The organism is Flavobacterium sp. I3-2, from assembly GCF_013389595.1.
Lineage (GTDB): Bacteria > Bacteroidota > Bacteroidia > Flavobacteriales > Flavobacteriaceae > Flavobacterium.
This window is the reverse complement of the sequence record NZ_CP058306.1, coordinates 2,549,798-2,568,333: the sequence shown is the minus strand read 5'-3', so window position 1 is coordinate 2,568,333 and position 18,536 is coordinate 2,549,798. Positions and strand designations below refer to the sequence as shown.

The following is an 18,536-nucleotide window of genomic DNA, read 5'->3' as shown; positions in this document are numbered from 1 at the left end:
TTATGGATATAAATAATATACCTAACATAAAACATACTGATAGTGGAAACTTTTTTCTACTAGCTGGTCCATGTGCTATTGAAGGAGAAGAAATGGCTTTTCAAATAGCAGAACGTTTAATCAAAATAACAAATGATTTAAAAATTCCGTTTGTGTTTAAAGGTTCTTTCAAAAAAGCAAATCGATCTAGAATTGACTCTTTTAGTGGAATTGGAGATATTAAAGCATTAGAAATTTTACAAAAAGTTGGAAAACATTTCAATGTTCCGACTGTTACTGACATTCATGAAAGTTCAGATGCTGAATTAGCTGCACAATATGTTGATGTTTTACAAATTCCAGCTTTTTTAGTTCGTCAAACCGACCTTGTGGTAGCCGCTGCAAAAACTGGTAAAGTGGTGAATTTAAAAAAAGGGCAATTTATGAGTCCTGAAAGCATGAAACATGCTGTACAAAAAGTATTAGATTGTAACAATCAAAACGTAATGGTAACAGATAGAGGAACCATGTTTGGCTATCAAGATATGATTGTTGATTTTAGAGGAATTCCAACCATGCAAAATTATGCTACAACAGTTTTGGATATTACACATTCTTTACAACAACCTAATCAAGCAAGCGGAGTAACTGGCGGAAGACCTGATTTAATTGAAACAGTAGCAAAAGCTGGTATTGCCGTTGGTGTTGACGGAATCTTCATCGAAACACATTTTGATCCTGCTAATGCAAAAAGCGATGGAGCTAACATGTTGCATCTAGATTATTTCGAAGATTTAATGAAAAAACTAGTTGCTATTAGACAAACAATAAATAAATTTTAATTAGTAGTTTATTGCAAACCAATTATTTAAAAAAAAGTTTAAAAATAACTAGTAAAAAGGCTTGTTTTGTAACAAAACAGCACTATATTTGCAACCGTAATAACGAAAGGAATTACAATAAGCTATAAGCTTATGGGGAGATACTCAAGCGGCCAACGAGGACGGACTGTAAATCCGTTGGGAAACCTTCGCAGGTTCGAATCCTGCTCTCCCCACAAGTAATACATATTGAAAGGCTATAAGCTACATGCTTATGGGGAGATACTCAAGCGGCCAACGAGGACGGACTGTAAATCCGTTGGGAAACCTTCGCAGGTTCGAATCCTGCTCTCCCCACAATGTATTACTAAAAACATATTAAAATAGTTAGCTATATGCTATGGGGAGATACTCAAGCGGCCAACGAGGACGGACTGTAAATCCGTTGGGAAACCTTCGCAGGTTCGAATCCTGCTCTCCCCACTAAAGACTCAATATATATTGAGTCTTTTTTATTCATTTAAAAGTTCTGTTTTATAACTTTTCAGCCCCATCGTTTCTTCAACTTCAACTTTCGGATATTGAATATCTTTATATTTTTTCATTTCATTTACTAAAATCTCAGAAACCAAACACCTACTAATTTCCTTTTCGTTTGAAGGTATGATATACCAAGGTGCATAATCCGTAGAAGTTCTTGAAATCGTTTTATCATAAAATTTCATATAATCGTCCCAACGTTCTCTTTCTTCAACATCACTTGCAGAAAATTTCCAATTGTGTTTTGTTTTATCGATTCTACGTAACAAACGTTCCTTTTGCTCTTCTTTGTCCATATTCAAAAAAAACTTCAAAACAATAGTTCCATTTTTTACTAAATGCTCTTCAAATTGATTAATTTGATTGTAACGCATTTCCCAAAATTCATCAGTTATATCTTCTAATTTATTTATATTAGGAATATTTTCTTTTAAAACAATCTCAGGATGTACCTGACTTATCAAAACATTTTCATAATGCGAACGATTAAAAACACCAATCTTACCTTTTGATGGCAATGCAATATAATGTCTCCATAAATAATCATGTTGATATTCAATTTCACTTGGTGCTTTGAAGCTAGTCACCTCAATTCCTTGCGCATTTAAATTTTTAAAAACTTCTCTAATTAAACTATCTTTTCCTGAAGCGTCCATTCCTTGAATACAAATCAGCAAACTGTATTTATTATAAGCATACATTCTATCTTGAATCACACTTAATTTATTACGGTTCTTTTTTAATTTTTTTTCTGCTTTTTCAATACTAATTATATCTTTATATGACGTTATATAATTATTCAAATCAAAATTGTCGATGGCTTTGAATTCGTCTGTTTTCATATTTGCAAGTTTTAACTAAATTTACGATTAAATCATACAACTTCAATTTTTCAAACATAAAAAGATGAAAAAATACAACTTAATAAAATTCCTGAAAATTATCGGACTTAGTACTGTTTCAGCACTAACCTATCAAAATGATGTAATTTCGCTTATTGCAGATAACAGTAATGTTTTATATGAATATAATATTAAAGATGCTGAATTAACAAAAATTACACTTTCTGAAGGTGAAATTGAAAATATTGCAAAAAAAGATAAACTTGATTTTGAAAGTATGATTGATTCAGATAAATCTACATATATTTTTGGTTCAGGTTCAAATCCAAATCGTGAAAAAGCTGTTTATATTAATAAAGATAAAAATACGGTAGAAACTTTGAACTTAAACTATTTATTTGATTCAATGAAAAGTTTTGCGGAAATTTCAGAAAACGATTTGAACATTGAAGGTGTTGCATATGCAAATAACGAATGGTATTTTTTAAATAGAGGAAATGGACCAGGAAATAAAAATATAATTTTCACAGTTCAAGGGAATAATCTTGTAGATGATTTTAATCTATTTTTCAATGAATTTGAACTTCCTGAAATCAATAAAATTAAGACAGGTTTTTCTGATGGAATTGTAATTAAAAATAAATTATACTTCATTGCAACTGCTGAAAATTCGGACTCAACTTATAACGATGGTAAAATTGAAGGAACTTTATTTGGTTGCATTAACCTAAAAAAAATGAAATTAGAATACACACAAATTATTTCTACTGAAAATAAATTTGAAGGAATTACGCTTTATGAATTAAAAGGTAAAAATGCTGTTTTTTTACTTGGAGAAGATGAAGACAACGAAAATAATCAAACTGATATTTACAAACTTGAAATCAAATTGTAACAATATTAAAGAACAAATAAATAAATATCATTCAGAAGTTTTTTATATTTGAAAAACTAAATCAAAATCTATGAATAATGTAATATATAAAAGTGTTGGTTCATTTAATATAGTTAACGAATACGGACTTAAACTACTTTTTCGCTTTATAGTAATTGATAATTTAAACAAAATTGGTCAATGCCACATTACGTTAAAATTTAATGATGGTCGTTTCAGAACACGTTTCATTTCTGTAGGTGAAATGGAAGGAATTTACGATTCGATTTTTAAATTAAATGACGCTCTTAAAATTGGCAAAACAGACGAAATCAAAGGAGAATGTTTTACAATTTGTGAATCGAGTGGTTTTAATTACAGTATTTTAGCAGATAACACTAACGGTTTGGTTTTTAAGATGAAAGTAAAAGCCGAAAACTATTACTATGAATTTGATATTACTGAACATCTAGAAACCTTTAGATTGTTTAATAAAACAGATGCAAATCTCTTTAGAAATCAACTTTCAATAAAATAGAAAAACATCGAAAACTTACTTTAAACGCCAAAAATGAACATTTATCCACTTTTAGAAGGAACATACAACGTAAGTAGTCAAAAAGAATTCACTTATCTGACGAATGATTTTCTACCAAAAGAAGGGATAAATATGAATGTTTGTCCGTTTTTAATTGAAACAGACGATGATTTAATTTTGATTGATTGCGGATTCGGCGCAATTAAAGACAATAAAACGTTTTTGATTTCGAAATTAAATTCATATGGATTTTCTGAAAATGATGTTTCCATAATACTTATTTCTCATTTACACAAAGACCACATTAATGGTTTAGGAAAAATACATAATAACGAATTTGAATGTTATTTTCCTAATGCCAAAATTTTTATTCAAGAACGTGAAATGGATTTTGCTTTAAAGCAAGAAACTTTCAACTACGATACAACATTCTTAAAACAAATCAAAGATTATAAAAACATCGTTTATTTAAACAAAAATAAAGATAGAATAAACGATGTTATTACTTATGAAGTTGTTGGTGGTCACGTGCCGTTTCAGCAAGTTTTTTGGTTCGAAGAAGATTGTAAAATTGCTTTTTTTGGTGCTGATAATCTACCTCAATTAAATTACTTAAAATATCAAGCTGCCTTCAAAAACGACCTTGATGGCATAAAAGCAATGAATGATAGAATTGAATGGCACAAAAAAGCCCAACTTGAAAATTGGACTATTTTATTTTATCATGGTAAAAACACTTTTGAAAACTTTCTAAAAATCACACGAAGCTTCAAAAAACATACGCTGATTCGTAACCGGATGATTCAATTCTAAGTAGGCAGCATGTAAATGCAATCTACGGTCAGATTTTCCATATAAATCATCTCCAACAATTGGCGTATTTAATCCCAAATGATGCGATGCATGAACACGCAATTGATGCGTTCGGCCCGTAATCGGATAAAAATAAACTTTGGTTCGATTATTTTTTATTTCGATTATTTCATATTTAGTACGCGCGTTTTTACCATATTTTTCGCAAACCAATTGGCGCGGTCTGTCATCCAAATCAAGTCGAATTGGTAAATTAATTTCACCGACATTCACAGTTAAAACACCTTCTAATAATGCAATATATTTTTTAACAACTGTACGTTTAATAAATTGAGATTGCAAGATTTTATGAGCTTCTTTTGATTTAGCCAAAACTAACAATCCAGAAGTTGGCATATCTAAACGATGAATAATTAACGGTCCTGTAGCATTTATATATTTCATTTTAATTCGTTCGTAGACCGAATCTTTAACATGAATTCCTGGAACAGATAAAAAATCAGCAGGTTTATTTATAACCACCATAAATTCATCATCATAAATAATTTCTAAATCTTTATCTAATGCACTATTCACCAAAAAAGGATTGTCATCAACCGACAAACCTGCGAGCATATGACCTAAAATCGGTTTGCATTTTCCCCAACATGCTGGATAAAAATTTTGATGCTTTTTAATTTCTGATTTAGGTGAAGTTCCCCACCAAAACTCAGCCATAGCAAGAGGTTTTAAATCATTCAAAAAAGCATATTGCAATAATTTAGGCGCACAACATTCACCAGCTGCCGCAGGCGGTTGTTCTCCGTTTTCAGAAAAAATATCAAGTAAGTTTTTTCGAATACCTAAAGCATTTAAAAAAGAATAACTTTCAAATAATTGCTTTTGTAGCGCATTTGATTTATTCTTACGCAAATCTTTTAATTCATTAATTTTAATTTGAAATGAAGTTATTTTAGACTTGAATTCATTTATTTTATCTTCAATTGATTTCATGAATACATTAAATTCATGCTTATCGCGTAAACTTTGCTTTACCAAATCTGCTTCAAATTGCTCATAATCTTGAGCTGAAAGTACTTGAATATTTTCTTTTCTTAATTGTTTTCTTTCGTTTTTTAAGCGTTTAACATTTAATTTTTGCTCATTAATTTTCTTTTCGGAATCAATTAAAAAAGTTTCATATTCAGATTTAAGTTTTAGATAGTTTGCATCATTTTCTAAACTTTTGACTGCATCGTTAATATCATTTAAAATCGACTGTTCCTTTATAAAAAATCCATTTTCATCAAGCATATCAAAAACAGGCGGAACAAAGAAATCATGTACATTACTGTTGGCCATTTTACCAGAAAATGCAGTTAAATATCCAATTTCTCCAATTTTATTTTGAACAACAAGAACTCCAAACATTTTTCCGATGGCATCTTCTGAATCAAAAAGTCCAAAGTTGTGTTCAAAATCTGTTTGATTCAATAAATATTCTTGAAGCTCATTTGTTGCAATCACGCATAAAGGATGAGGTTCATAGAAAAAGGGAAAAGTAAATTTTTCTGGCAATAAAATAGAATCGATATTTGAAGAGAATTGTTTAAATTTATTCATTTGATATGAATTGGATTGTAATAGAATTATTGTTTACAAAAATACAATCTTATAATTAATTTAATCAAACAAATAAAAATAGATTATACAAAAACAAATTGTCCGAATATTACAAATTATAGTGTTTTAATATCTAATAAATTCAACTTAATTTGAAGTATCTTTGCAACAATAAAATAAATAAAACTATGTCTTATATTTCAAATGTTATTTCAGGCTGTTGTCCAAATTGTAAAAAAACAAAGGTTTTTGAAACAAACGGAAACCCATTTTTATTCAAAATGCCCAAAATGAATCAAGAATGTAAGGTTTGTAATTACTCTTTTCATAGAGAAACTGGATTTTATTTTGGAGCTATGTATATGAGTTATGCATTGACTGTTGCAGAAATGGTTGCAGTGTTCGTTATCGGTTTAATACTGAGTTTAAGCTTCTTACAAATGTTTATTGGAGTTGTAATTATTGTACTTTTACTTTCAACTTTCAACTATAAAATGTCTCGATTGATGTGGCTAAATATTTTTTATAAAAAAGATGAAGAATAATTTGGAAAAGTCAGTAAATACGTAGTATATTTGCCCCAGTTAAAACAAAGACGGGTGTAGTTCAAGGGTAGAATAGCGGTCTCCAAAACCGTTGATGGGGGTTCGAATCCCTCCACCCGTGCATCACAAAAAAGCTTCTAAATTTAGAAGCTTTTTTTATTTTAATTGATAACGTTTTATAAATTCTGAAGGAGAAATACCAACTCGTTTTTTGAATATTTTAGAAAAATATGCATAATCTTCATATCCCAGTTTATTAGCAATTTTTCCAAAACTATCATCTGTATAAATTAAATTGCGCTTGGCTTCTAAAATAATTCGGTCTAAAATAATATCTGTAGTTGTTTTTGTGGTAATTGATTTCACTACCCTATTCAAATGTTTTTGTGTAATGTTTAATTTTTCAGCATAATCAGATGCTAATTTTTCTTGGATGTAATATTTCTCTAACAAAGTTTCGAACTGATTGAAAATGAATTGATAATGTCTCAATTGGTTAAATTCAACAGAACTAACCTCTTCTATAAATCTATTAATTTTTATATACAATTGAGTTAAATAACTTAAAATCAATTGTTTCCTTTTCCAAAAAGAAGCATGAAACTCATCTAAAATTTCTTTTAAAATATTATTTAGCTGACTAGACATTTTCTCATCCAAATAGTAACATTTCTCCGTATGATTTGAATCGAAAAAGGGATAATCTTTTATCGAATTTGTAACATATCCTAAATCATAAAACTCCTTTGAATGAAAAAATAAAAAACCATCAATATCATCAGATAAATCCCAACTATGAGTTTGACCTGGATAAAGAAAAAATAAAGTTCCAGGTTTGATTTCATATGTTTGAAAATCAATTTCGTGCGTCCCTGAACCTTTAGTGAATAAAAAAACGGCATAAAAATCGTGTTTATGAGGTTTTTCAATTCTAGAATGATTACTAATCAAATGATTTGGAATTGTACTTGCGTAAAAATCATTATTTTCTATATTCTGATTAAGTTCATTAATTTTTAAAAACTTAATATTATGCATACTCAAATTCTTTTCTATAAAGATAAACTGTTTTTATTTATTTTCCTTGCTTTTTTAATGCTGTAATAAACAACTTTCTATAAATCATTGTATTTTTACGATGTCTTTTGCATGTCATGTTTTTTTTATATCTTTAAACAAATCATTAGAAATGAAGCTAAAAAAAATATTAAAATTTTTTGCAATCGGAATAATTTCCTTGAGCCTATTAGCTGTAGTTTTAAGTATGGGTTTAAATTTTTTTATAAATCAAAAACTACCTTCGATAATTAATGAAAAAAACGATACAGAATATAATTTCAATTATGACCACATAGATTTTTCTGTTTTTAAAAATACGTTATCAGTTCATTCTATTGAATTGTCGCCAAAAGATTTAGATTTAAATCCTAAAAAACTTCATTTAAAAGCTAAAATTGAAACCATTGAATTCACTGGAGTTGATTTCTATGAATTGCTTAAAAACAAAAATTTAGATGCTTTTACGATTCATTTAAACAAACCAAATATCACAATTTATAAGAATAAAATTAAAGATAGTTTAAAAACCGAAAAAAAATCCAGTTTACCTTCTTCAATTGATATAGATAAAATCACGCTTGTAAATGCAAATTTAAAAGTAGTAAATGCTTCTGCTGATACTCTATTCAACGAAGTTTACAATCTTAATGCTAAAATAGATGTATTGAAAATGGGACAATACATTGAAAGTAAATCATTACCATTTACATATTCTAATTATGAATTTTCGGTTGATTCAGTATTTACTAGATTAAATGAATCTCAATATTTAAAAGCAAATGAAATCAAAATTAATCCATCTAATTTTGATATGACCAATTTTAGATTACTCCCTTTGCAAAATTCAAAAACGTTTAAAAATTCAACTTCAAAATCGCAATTAGCAATTTATGTTCCAAAACTAAACTTAAAAGGAACCGATTGGGGAATCGAAAAGGATAATTTTTATTTAAATATCTCTCAAATTAATATTGATTCGGTTCAATTTGGAATTTTAGATAAAAATAAAAAACAGCCCAAAATAGAAAATACATCTACAATTACAAAAGACAAAAATTCTTTAATTCCGTTTAAACTTGATGTAAATGAATTAAATATTAAAAAATCTTCTTTCAATTCTATGAACACATTCGATGTTCAAAATGTGAATATTAACATTAAAGGAATTTCGAATCGTATCAATGAAAAATTACACATTAAAGAGTTTACGTTAAACAAACCTCATATTATTCAGGTCGAAAAAAAATCAGATAAAACAAAGAAAAACGCGAATTCTATTCATTTAAATGACAGATTAGAAATTGATTTACTCAAAATTAATGATGCAAGCTACACATTAAAAGATAAATCGGGTTCAAAAAATAAAATTACAATTCAAAAATTCAATTTAGCATTAAATAATATTAAGGTAAATGGAAAAACTTTAAATAATAAAATTCCTTTTAACTATGAAAATCCGATCTTAAAAACTGGAAAAATTCATTATGACACAGGTGAATTTTACAATGTTTACACAAATGGAATTGAAATTAAAAATCAAATTATTTCAATTTCAAATTTTGAGTTGAAACCCAAGTTAAGTCGTCAAGCTTTTAATTCAAGATTGAAATACGGAAATGATTTATTTAATGTTAATATAGCTCACATCGATTTAAAAGATTTTCATTGGGGATTTGACACTAAAGATGTTTTCTTTTTGAAATTAAGAGAAGTAGTCTTAAACAAGGTAAATGCAGATATTTATAGAAATGCTGCTATTCCAAATAAAGCAGGATTAAATAAATTATATAGTCAAAAACTTAGAGATTTAAATTTTGGATTAGATATCCAAAAAGTAAAAATTGTAAATTCAACTTTAATCTACGAAGAAGAAACTGCAAAAAGCTTAGCTCCTGGTATTCTGACTTTTAACAAATTCAATGCAAATATTCAAAATATTTATAGTGGATATGGTCGAAAATCTGGTCCTAAAACAATAATTGAAGTCAATACTAATTTTATGGAAACGGCAAAGGTTGGCGTCAATTGGACTTTTGAAATACTAAACAAAACAGATACTTTCAATATTCGTGGAACGGTTTTAAACTTGCCTGCAGAAGCTATGAATCCATTCATTAAACCTTATATGAAAATATCTGCTACCGGAACAATCGATGAAATTGATTTTAATTTTAATGGAAATAATAATATTGCTTCAGGAACTTTTTCGATGAATTACGATCATTTAAAAATGAGTATTTTTAAAGAAGATGGTGAAAAGAAACGTAAATTTTTATCGTCATTAGCTAATTTAGCAATCAAAAAAAATACACACGGAAAAGATGTTTCTCACGAAACCAAATCCGTTGAACGCATAAAAAACAAAGGCTTTTTTAGTTTTCTATGGTTAAATCTGAAACAAGGATTAAAACAAACATTACTTTAAACACATTTACAAAGAATATATTTTAATGAAAACAATACTAATTACTGGAGCTACCTCTGGAATCGGAGAAGCAACTGCTCGTCTTTTGATAAAAAACAATAGATTAATTCTATGCGGAAGAAGAAGCGAACGTTTAGAAAAATTAAAATCAGAATTGAGCTTAATTAATGAAGTGATAACACTAAACTTTGATGTAACAAACAGAAAAGTTGTTTTTGAAGCTTTAGATTCATTACCAGAAAATTTCAAGGCAATTGACATTTTAATTAATAACGCTGGAAATGCACATGGTTTAGCTACCTTCCAGGATGCTGACCTTGATGATTTAGACGCAATGATAGATTTAAACGTCAAAGGTTTGATTTATGTTACAAAAGCAGTATTACCATTGATGAGTAAAAATTCAAATAAACACATTATAAATTTATCTTCGATTGCAGGCAAACAAGTTTATTCCAATGGAACTACTTATTGCGCATCAAAATTTGCAGTCGAAGCCCTAACAAGAGGAATGCGTTTAGATTTTCTTCCTTTAGGAATCAAAGTAACTTCTATCGCCCCAGGTGCTGTCGAAACAGAATTTTCATTAGTTCGTTTTAAAGGAGATTCAGAAAGAGCGAAAATGGTTTATAAAGGTTATCAAGCTTTACAAGCAGAAAATATTGCTGAAACTATTGCATTTGTTATCAATCAGCCAGAACATGTTCAATTAGCGGATATTACAATTTTGCCAAAAAATCAAGGTGATGCAATATTTTTTAAGAAAGAATAAACTTAATATTTTAAAATATAAACAAACCTTACACAAAATACCAATATATTTAAAAAGGATTTAGCAAAAAAGGATTTTTTTTAAATAAACATTACTAAATTAAAACACATAATCACCAATTATGTTAAAGTTTAAATTTTATTTTTTTACTAACCTGAATATTAGTACATTAGTTACAGATAATTGCTATATCGAAAAACGTTATTTTAACTAAAAAAATGTACTATGAAAGAGAAAAACATTAAAAATTTGCTTTTGAAAGCTGCTTTATTAGAAAATAAATCAGATTTAGAATTAGAGGTTTTCGAATTAATTTTAGACCTATGTAATGAAAAGAATTACAAAATCGAAAACTTTATTGGAAATGTAGAAGAATGCACTTTATGTGAACAACAAAAATTCATGCATCTAGTAGCTCTACAAGATGACAGCATTTTAGATATTGTTTTTGAATATCACAAAACTTTTTCTACTGCCGATTTTTGCAAAGAAGATTTTAAATCGAAATACGAATTGCAACTTTTAGAGAACACATTTGAAATTTCATTGTAATTAAAAAGCGAACTTAGGTTCGCTTTTTTAGTTTTTATATTTAAATGAATATTTCTTATTTATAAATAACAAAAAACTCCACTTTTTTAAAGTAGAGTTTTCTGTATTTTTTAAAAATAGCAAGCGACCTACATCGCACCGCTACAACCAAATACCTTTGCTGCGTTCCCACCCTGGAGGAGTCATTAGGAGCTGGTCGTGTAGGACTTGCTACTGCAAATATATAACAAATCCAGTAAACACAAAGGTTTTCAAACAAAAAAACGCTACTTTTTTTGAAAGTAGCGTTTTTTTGTATTTTTTAAAAAAGGCAAGCGACCTACATCGCACCGCTACAACCGAATACCTTTGCTGCGTTCCCACCCTGGAGGAGTCATCAGGAGCTGGTCGTGTAGGACTTGCCGTTGCAAATATACAAACATTTTATATTTACACAAGTCCTTTGTAAATAAAAAATTCTATTGTAATATTGTAAATACAAAAAAATAAAAAATGAAAAAACATAACCTTATAGCTATCTTAGGATTAGGTCTTATTTTCACAGCTTGTAATGATGATAAAAAAAATGAAAATAATACTTTAGCTATTGACTCTAGTAAACTAAAACAAATTTATAATACAAATGAATCTGTTTCATTAGAAATAAGCAACCCAAATAATACAGCTATCGATTCGGTCGTTTATTTTTCAAATGATGTCCGAATAGGTTCAAATAACGGAAAGCAACCACTGAATTTTTCTTTATCTAACGAAAAATTTGGTTCAAAATTGATTAAGGCAAATATTTATGCTCAAGGAAATAAGTCAGAAGCTACTGTACTGATTAATTTATTTTCAAAAACACAACCAGAAATTTTAAATTATGAAATCGTAAATACTTTTCCTCATGATATGAAAGCTTACACACAAGGTTTAGAATTTTATGGAGATATTTTAGTCGAAAGCACTGGAAATGGTGAAGGTGTTGGAACTGGAATTAAAGGTAGATCAAGTGTTCGTAAAGTAAATCCTCAAACTGGGGAAGTTATAAAAATCAACGAACTGCCTGACGCTATTTTTGGTGAAGGTGCAACTATCTTAAATAATAAATTATATCAGCTTACATATAAAAACAATGAAGCTTATGTTTATAATTTAGAAACTCTAGAAAAGGAACAAACTATTCCGTATTTCAAAAAAATGGATGGTTGGGGATTAACAAACGATGGCACAAATTTATACATGACTGATGGAACAGATAAAATTTACATCATTGATCCAACCACGTTTAAGTTAAAAGATTATTTTGTTGTTGCAACTAATAATGGAACTGTACCAGCTATAAACGAATTAGAATGGGTAAATGGTAAAATATTTGCAAACTTTTATGGTCAAGAATCAATTGCAATTATAAATCCGACAAATGGTGAAGTGGAAAAAGTTATCGATTTAAGTGCATTGAGATCTAAAGTTACTAAACATCCAGATTTAGATGTTTTAAATGGGATTGCCTACAACAAAAAAACAGATACTTATTTTGTTACTGGTAAAAACTGGGATAAAATGTTTGAAATAAAAATAAATAAATAAATAATAAAAAAGTCGTTCAGTTGAACGACTTTTTTATGGTTTCTTAGTAAAATTAGAATATAGCCACGTAATTGTAAAAGTTGGAATAAAGTCTAAACCAGGTAATATTTCTTCTATAAAAGTAAAAACACCACTCACCTTCCCTAAAGCTCCCTTGAACATTTGTGAAATTAAATATGCTGCAAATGGAGCCCAAATTACATCCGTAAACTCACCTAAAAAAGGAATTGTATATGATAAATATCCTATAAAATCCAAAAATAAACATAAAGCTAGTTTTCTATATTTTGAATTTGTACTAACTGCTGAATTAACTACAAGTTCTGCCATAATATTAAATTATAATTCATTTTAATTAATCAATTTGAATGCCAATGACTTTTAAACTTTCAATAACATGTCTTTTAATTTGACTACTGCTTTCAAAATAAACTAATTAAACAAATTCTCAATCAAATTTACATACAAACTTGACAATATAATTCTAATTTAACGTAACTTTATTGCATTCTAAATTAGATACACTATATTTTTCTATTTAATAAATTGAAATTAACCAAATGATTAAAGCTCAAAATATTCAAAAATTTTATAATGATTTACAGGTTTTAAAAGGAATAGATTTAGAAATAAATAAAGGAGAAATCGTTTCAATTGTAGGTTCTTCTGGAGCTGGTAAAACAACTTTATTACAAATTTTAGGAACTTTAGATAAACCAAGTTCCGTTCAAAATACTTCGTTGATTATTAATGATGTTGATGTTTTAAAACTAAACGATAAAGAATTATCTAAATTTAGAAATCTAAATTTGGGTTTTATTTTTCAATTTCATCAATTGCTTCCGGAATTTACTGCTCTTGAAAATGTTTGTATCCCTGCATTTATTGCTGGAAAGGATAAAAAAGAAACAGAAATTGAAGCACAAAAATTACTTAATTATTTAGGACTTTCACATCGAGAAAAACATTTTCCTTCAGAGTTATCTGGTGGAGAACAACAGCGTGTTGCAGTAGCGAGAGCTTTGATTAATAAACCTGCTGTAATTTATGCTGATGAACCTTCGGGAAATTTAGATACACAATCTGCAGAAAATCTACATCAGTTGTTTTTTAAATTACGTGATGAAATGAATCAAACATTTGTTATCGTTACACATAATTTAGAATTAGCAAATATGGCTGATAAAAAACTAGTTATGATTGATGGAAATTTACAGAAATAAAAAACGGAAGTTAAATACTTCCGTTTTTGTTTAAATTACTTACCTTCATTTACCAATTGAATGTAGCCCGTAAATTGAGTTCCATCAATAATATGAATCACATAAAAATATGTTCCTGTAGGAAGTTGCTTACCTTTATTTGATTGTCCATGCCATTCTTTTTTGTAATCTGTTTTTGAATAAACAGTTGTTCCATATCGATTGAAAATTGAAATTTTAGCAACATGATAAAATTCCAAATCCAAGAAATCGTTAATATTATCTCCATTTGGTGAAATTCCTTTTGGAATATAAATCTCTTGTCTATCAATGTCTATGCAGGCTGTACATGCTTCAACAGGATCAATCGTGTGTTCAGAACTTACCTCAACTATATTGATAAAATCTCCAACATGAGATTTAGGTACATTTAATTTCACATTGTAGATCACAGTGCTTCCAACGTTTAATTGCGGAATAAAATCTAAAAGATTACCTGTTCCATTAGTATTTATAGAACTATTCCAACTCATATTTGTAACACCAAATGGCATTGGATCACTCACTCTAACATCATAAGCAACAGCAGGTCCTTTGTTAATAACAGTTATTACATAATTTAATTCATCTCCAGCCTGATAATAGTTAACACCATCAGTTTTTGTTGCATCAAGGTCAGCAAATTTCTTTTGAATTTCAGCAAAATCTGAATTGTTATTTGGATATGGATCTGGGTTTTGTCCTAAAACAGTCGCTATATTTTTGTAGTTTCCATCCGAATTTACATCAACTTTAATAGTAATTTCGGCAGATTGTAAAGCTGCTAACAATCCAACATTCCAATTTCCAGTAACATTATCATACGAACCTTGAGTCGCATTATAACTTACAAAAGCATATCCCGAAGGAAGCAAATCTGACATAATAACATTTGGATCGTCAAAAAAAGGATTGTTATTTGTAACTGTAATTTTAAATGTAGCTTGTAATCCATCTTCAGAATCAACTATTTTAGTAATCGATAAATCGTTACAAGGAGTTACTTCTATTGTCGTAGCTTTAGAAACTCGAGTCCAACCGCAATTTTTCTTCACTTTAACTGTATAATCACCTGATTGAGAAACTGTTTTTGTATTTACGGTTGTAAATCCAATTGAATTACTATTAAAAAACCATTCATATTCTAACATTCCTTCCGTAGCTTCTAAAGTAACCGAACAATCAGGATTAGTAACAGAAAGTAATGGTGCTAAAGCTGCTTCTCCAAAAGAAGAAAAGAAAGCGGACATCGAAGAAATGTTTTCTTCTTGTTGAACAATACTAACTGTTAAAGGTAGGTTTGAATTCAATAAAATATTACCATTTGCTCCCAAAGAACCAATGTTAAGATTGTTGAACGTAATTAAATAAAAAGTTGTGTTTCCGATTTGGATTCGATTATTCCCTGTTAAAGTTTCAATGTTATTACCGTTTAAGAATACAGGTTCTATTGGACTTTCTATTATTATATATGAAAAGAAATTTAAATCAATATTATTATAATTAATAAATTTTCTTGTGCGAATATCTGTCGCACCAGTACATCCACCAATTGGAAGCACAGTTGAAAAATCGGTTTCACAACCATAAGCCGTACCCGAAATTACGCTAACTGGTTTATTTGAAACAACCATTGAAGATGAAAACTGAGTACTCGCATCTCCATGATGAAAATTATGAAAATCTCCAGCATTTGTGAGAATAATTGTAGTTGGAGCTCCTAAAGAAACTCCTGCACTATTAAAATTTTCGATGGTAAAAGTTGTATTGGCTTGCGTTGCAATAACTAGAGTTTGCTCAGGATGTGTATTACCTACTCCAATTGCTCCTGCCCCACGGACAATCATATATTTATCTCCTAAAGAACTAATCGGTGCCAATTGATCAACTGTACCATCTTGACCACTTCCGCTACAAGCTTGTGGTGTATCTCCATAACTTCCTGCAACCATAACTACTTTTTTATCTGCAGTAATCAATGTACCAATTGGAGCATTAAACAAATAACTCTGACCTTGATTTAAAGTGATTGGACCTCCTGGTAGATTTACGATAGTAGCATTATCTAGTGCCATAACCGAGTAAATTGGTTGTCCACCTGTAGTTGAAATCCCGTCTGATAATCCAATAAAATTAGAACGGTAATATCCTACTCTAAATTCAAATCCTTCTCCTTCTTCTCCAAAACTTAATAAAGAAGCATTTCCTTTGATTGTAGTTGTAGTTGCGCCAATAACATCTGAAGCTATATTTCTATAATTTACTAATACTGGAGCTGAAGCTTCGACTATAAGTCCTCGATCATTATATATTTGATTCAAAAGATTTCTGGTTAAAGTACTCGGCGAACCTAGAAATCGATAAGATTGTGGAGTTGATTCAAGCACTGTCAAAGTGGTCAAAAGAGTTCCATCACTTTTTTTAAGTGTTACTGTAACAGGATTGGGATCAGTTGTAGAAATTACCACCTCATTAGCTTGACTCCAATATTGCCACGGTGAAGGTGCTATATAATGTGTTTCATAATATTGAGCTTGAAGTAAAAAGGGGAACACAAGAATTAAGAAAAAAACAAGACTACGTAAAAACACATTCATATACATTATTTTATTCGAATAAAAATAAATAATTAATATAAATTATCAAAATATTTTACATAAAAAACAAAAAAACAAAACAAAAAAAGGACTCAATCAGAATCCTTTTAAAACTATTTTATGTTAATTTAAATTTTACCTTTTGATATCATCACATACAAAATAACAATTGGAATTAAAAGTAATAGCACCATTTGATAATGCACAATCAAAACGCGATAATCAAGAATCAATACAGACAATAAACCGCCAATGGCTCCTCCAAAATGTGCCGTATGACCAATTAAATCATTTTGTTGTTTCATTCCATAAATTGAATAAAGTAAATAACCAATTCCGAAAACATAAGCAGGCACAGGAATTACAAAAAACAAACCTAATTGAGCATCTGGATTTAATAAGATTGCGGCATACAAAATTCCGGTTATAGCACCCGATGCTCCAATTGCAGAATAATAGGGCTGTTTTTCATGAATTTTTAAGCTCAATAAACTACCACAAACTAAACTTATAAAATAAACGATTAAAAAACCCAAGGATCCAAAATAAGCAATAACGACTGGCGCAAAAAAATATAATGTCAATAAATTAAAAACCAAATGACTTAAATCACCATGTAAAAAAGCAGAGGTAAAAATTCGATATTTTTGACCGCGTTGAATTGCTCCTACATTAAACTTATATTTATCAAAAAATACAGGGTCGTTAAATCCTTTGTAACTCACCAAACATACGATTGCAATAATAGCAATTAAAACTTCACTCATAATATTTAAAAAAACGAAGATACTAATTAATCCTTTTTTTTATTGAAAAATTCAATATTAAAGTATCTTTGTAAAAAAGTTATTTATGGGCGCAATAGTTTATTATTTAGTCTACGCGATTTTATGGTGTATTTCAATATTACCATTTCCTATATTATATTTTCTTTCGGATTGTGTTTACTTCTTTCTTTATAAAATAATTGGATATAGAAGAAAAACCGTTCGTCAAAATTTAAAGATTACGCTCCCACATCTTTCTGACAAAGAACGTCTGAAAATTGAAAAAAATTTTTATCATCAGTTGTGTGATATGTTTTTAGAAATGGCAAAAACACTTACTATTTCTGAAGACGAAATGAAAAAAAGATACCAATTCAAAAACATTGAATTGGTCAAAGAGTTCGAAAAGAAAAACAAAAGTATCATCTTGATGACTCCACATTATGCAAGTTGGGAATGGGTAATTATTTTAGGAAAATATATAGATTTTAAAGGTTTCGGAATATATAAAAAATTAAGTAATCCGCGTTTTGATAAATTGGTTCGTGATATGCGTTCGAAATTTGATGCCGAATTGATTAGCACAAAAGATACAGTAAAGAAAATTAAACACAATCAAAGTAAAGATTTACATGGAATTTATTTATTCTTAAGTGATCAAACTCCAAGTTTAAGAAAAGGTTTACATTGGGAATATTTTTTGGGTCATGAAGTTCCAGTTCATATGGGCGCAGAAAATTTAGCTCGTGATTTAGACATGAATGTTCTTTATCTTAAAGTTTCAAAAGTAAAACGTGGCTTTTATGAAGCGGAATTTATTCCGATTTCAGATTGTGTTCTGCAAGAAGAAAAATATGCAATCACAAAACGTTTTTTAAAATTATCTGAACAACAAATTCTTGAAAAACCCGATTATTATTTTTGGACCCACAAACGTTGGAAACATATCGGTAAAAAAAATGAAAACTAAAAAATTTAAAAAAAACGATTCTTAATTTTA

The 18,536-nt window shown here is 28.9% G+C and carries 17 protein-coding genes, 4 tRNA genes and 2 other RNA genes; 15 read left to right on the top strand and 8 right to left on the bottom strand.

The window, feature by feature from the left end:
* Positions 1-2 precede the first annotated feature (2 nt).
* The 4 genes from kdsA (at position 3) to HW119_RS12235 (ending at position 1,283) form a co-directional block, all read left to right on the top strand.
* On the top strand, positions 3-821 hold the full coding sequence (gene kdsA / locus HW119_RS12250) for a 3-deoxy-8-phosphooctulonate synthase (RefSeq protein WP_177764806.1): 819 nt from the start codon (positions 3-5) through the stop codon (positions 819-821).
* A 134-nt stretch (positions 822-955) separates the two neighbouring features.
* Positions 956-1,036, top strand: a tRNA-Tyr gene (locus HW119_RS12245).
* A 40-nt stretch (positions 1,037-1,076) separates the two neighbouring features.
* Positions 1,077-1,157, top strand: a tRNA-Tyr gene (locus tag HW119_RS12240).
* A gap of 45 nt (positions 1,158-1,202) precedes the next feature.
* A tRNA-Tyr gene (locus HW119_RS12235) sits at positions 1,203-1,283 on the top strand.
* Positions 1,284-1,312: 29 nt separating this feature from the next.
* On the opposite strand, the gene HW119_RS12230 is transcribed toward HW119_RS12235, so the two are convergent.
* On the bottom strand, positions 1,313-2,182 hold the full coding sequence (locus HW119_RS12230; protein WP_177764804.1) for a PPK2 family polyphosphate kinase: 870 nt from the start codon (positions 2,180-2,182) through the stop codon (positions 1,313-1,315).
* Positions 2,183-2,246: 64 nt separating this feature from the next.
* Between HW119_RS12230 and HW119_RS12225 the strand changes: the two genes are divergently transcribed.
* The 3 genes from HW119_RS12225 (at position 2,247) to HW119_RS12215 (ending at position 4,407) form a co-directional block, all read left to right on the top strand.
* Complete coding sequence (locus HW119_RS12225; RefSeq protein ID WP_177764802.1) at positions 2,247-3,077, top strand: DUF6929 family protein; 831 nt, start codon at positions 2,247-2,249, stop codon at positions 3,075-3,077.
* Positions 3,078-3,147: 70 nt separating this feature from the next.
* Positions 3,148-3,594, top strand: coding sequence for a hypothetical protein (locus HW119_RS12220; RefSeq protein WP_177764800.1), 447 nt, complete (start codon positions 3,148-3,150; stop codon positions 3,592-3,594).
* Between the two features lie 33 nt (positions 3,595-3,627).
* Positions 3,628-4,407, top strand: coding sequence for an MBL fold metallo-hydrolase (locus HW119_RS12215; RefSeq protein ID WP_177764798.1), 780 nt, complete (start codon positions 3,628-3,630; stop codon positions 4,405-4,407).
* Here the strand turns inward: HW119_RS12215 and HW119_RS12210 are convergent.
* Complete coding sequence (locus HW119_RS12210; RefSeq protein ID WP_177764796.1) at positions 4,345-6,009, bottom strand: RluA family pseudouridine synthase; 1,665 nt, start codon at positions 6,007-6,009, stop codon at positions 4,345-4,347. The two genes, HW119_RS12215 and HW119_RS12210, sit on opposite strands and share 63 nt — an antisense overlap.
* A 290-nt stretch (positions 6,010-6,299) precedes the next feature.
* Between HW119_RS12210 and HW119_RS12205 the strand changes: the two genes are divergently transcribed.
* Entirely contained in the window at positions 6,300-6,554 is a 255-nt protein-coding gene (locus HW119_RS12205) for a DUF983 domain-containing protein (RefSeq protein WP_255497874.1), read from the top strand.
* A 50-nt stretch (positions 6,555-6,604) separates the two neighbouring features.
* Positions 6,605-6,675 (top strand) — tRNA-Trp (locus tag HW119_RS12200).
* 35 nt (positions 6,676-6,710) lie between these two features.
* On the opposite strand, the gene HW119_RS12195 is transcribed toward HW119_RS12200, so the two are convergent.
* The gene (locus tag HW119_RS12195; protein ID WP_177764792.1) at positions 6,711-7,592 is read right to left on the bottom strand and encodes an AraC family transcriptional regulator; all 882 of its coding nucleotides are present in this window, start codon (positions 7,590-7,592) and stop codon (positions 6,711-6,713) included.
* A gap of 151 nt (positions 7,593-7,743) precedes the next feature.
* Here HW119_RS12195 and HW119_RS12190 point away from each other — a divergent pair, with 151 nt between their 5' ends.
* The 3 genes from HW119_RS12190 (at position 7,744) to HW119_RS12180 (ending at position 11,362) form a co-directional block, all read left to right on the top strand.
* Entirely contained in the window at positions 7,744-10,038 is a 2,295-nt protein-coding gene (locus tag HW119_RS12190) for a hypothetical protein (protein ID WP_177764790.1), read from the top strand.
* Positions 10,039-10,063: 25 nt separating this feature from the next.
* Positions 10,064-10,810, top strand: a complete 747-nt coding sequence (locus HW119_RS12185) for an SDR family NAD(P)-dependent oxidoreductase (protein ID WP_177764788.1) — start codon at positions 10,064-10,066, stop codon at positions 10,808-10,810.
* Positions 10,811-11,035: 225 nt separating this feature from the next.
* Positions 11,036-11,362, top strand: a complete 327-nt coding sequence (locus HW119_RS12180) for a hypothetical protein (protein ID WP_177764786.1) — start codon at positions 11,036-11,038, stop codon at positions 11,360-11,362.
* 114 nt (positions 11,363-11,476) lie between these two features.
* On the opposite strand, the gene ffs (HW119_RS12175) is transcribed toward HW119_RS12180, so the two are convergent.
* Positions 11,477-11,575, bottom strand: an RNA gene (gene ffs / locus HW119_RS12175) — signal recognition particle sRNA small type.
* A gap of 92 nt (positions 11,576-11,667) precedes the next feature.
* An RNA gene (ffs, locus tag HW119_RS12170) (signal recognition particle sRNA small type) lies at positions 11,668-11,766 on the bottom strand.
* An 88-nt stretch (positions 11,767-11,854) separates the two neighbouring features.
* Here ffs (HW119_RS12170) and HW119_RS12165 point away from each other — a divergent pair.
* The gene (locus HW119_RS12165; protein ID WP_177764784.1) at positions 11,855-12,931 is read left to right on the top strand and encodes a glutaminyl-peptide cyclotransferase; all 1,077 of its coding nucleotides are present in this window, start codon (positions 11,855-11,857) and stop codon (positions 12,929-12,931) included.
* Between the two features lie 33 nt (positions 12,932-12,964).
* Here HW119_RS12165 and HW119_RS12160 read toward each other — a convergent pair whose 3' ends face one another.
* A complete protein-coding gene (locus tag HW119_RS12160; protein ID WP_177764782.1) occupies positions 12,965-13,261 on the bottom strand; it encodes a hypothetical protein in 297 nt (98 codons plus the stop codon).
* A 230-nt stretch (positions 13,262-13,491) separates the two neighbouring features.
* Here HW119_RS12160 and HW119_RS12155 point away from each other — a divergent pair, with 230 nt between their 5' ends.
* The gene (locus HW119_RS12155; RefSeq protein ID WP_177764780.1) at positions 13,492-14,154 is read left to right on the top strand and encodes an ABC transporter ATP-binding protein; all 663 of its coding nucleotides are present in this window, start codon (positions 13,492-13,494) and stop codon (positions 14,152-14,154) included.
* Positions 14,155-14,189: 35 nt separating this feature from the next.
* On the opposite strand, the gene HW119_RS12150 is transcribed toward HW119_RS12155, so the two are convergent.
* Both HW119_RS12150 and HW119_RS12145 read right to left on the bottom strand, forming a co-directional pair.
* Complete coding sequence (locus tag HW119_RS12150; protein WP_177764777.1) at positions 14,190-16,769, bottom strand: gliding motility-associated C-terminal domain-containing protein; 2,580 nt, start codon at positions 16,767-16,769, stop codon at positions 14,190-14,192.
* Between the two features lie 128 nt (positions 16,770-16,897).
* Complete coding sequence (locus HW119_RS12145; protein ID WP_177764775.1) at positions 16,898-17,536, bottom strand: rhomboid family intramembrane serine protease; 639 nt, start codon at positions 17,534-17,536, stop codon at positions 16,898-16,900.
* 85 nt (positions 17,537-17,621) lie between these two features.
* On the opposite strand from HW119_RS12145, the gene HW119_RS12140 reads away from it, so the two are divergent.
* Positions 17,622-18,506: a lysophospholipid acyltransferase family protein gene (locus tag HW119_RS12140; RefSeq protein WP_177764773.1), complete on the top strand. Its 885-nt coding sequence runs from the start codon at positions 17,622-17,624 to the stop codon at positions 18,504-18,506.
* The last annotated feature ends 30 nt before the right edge of the window (positions 18,507-18,536 follow it).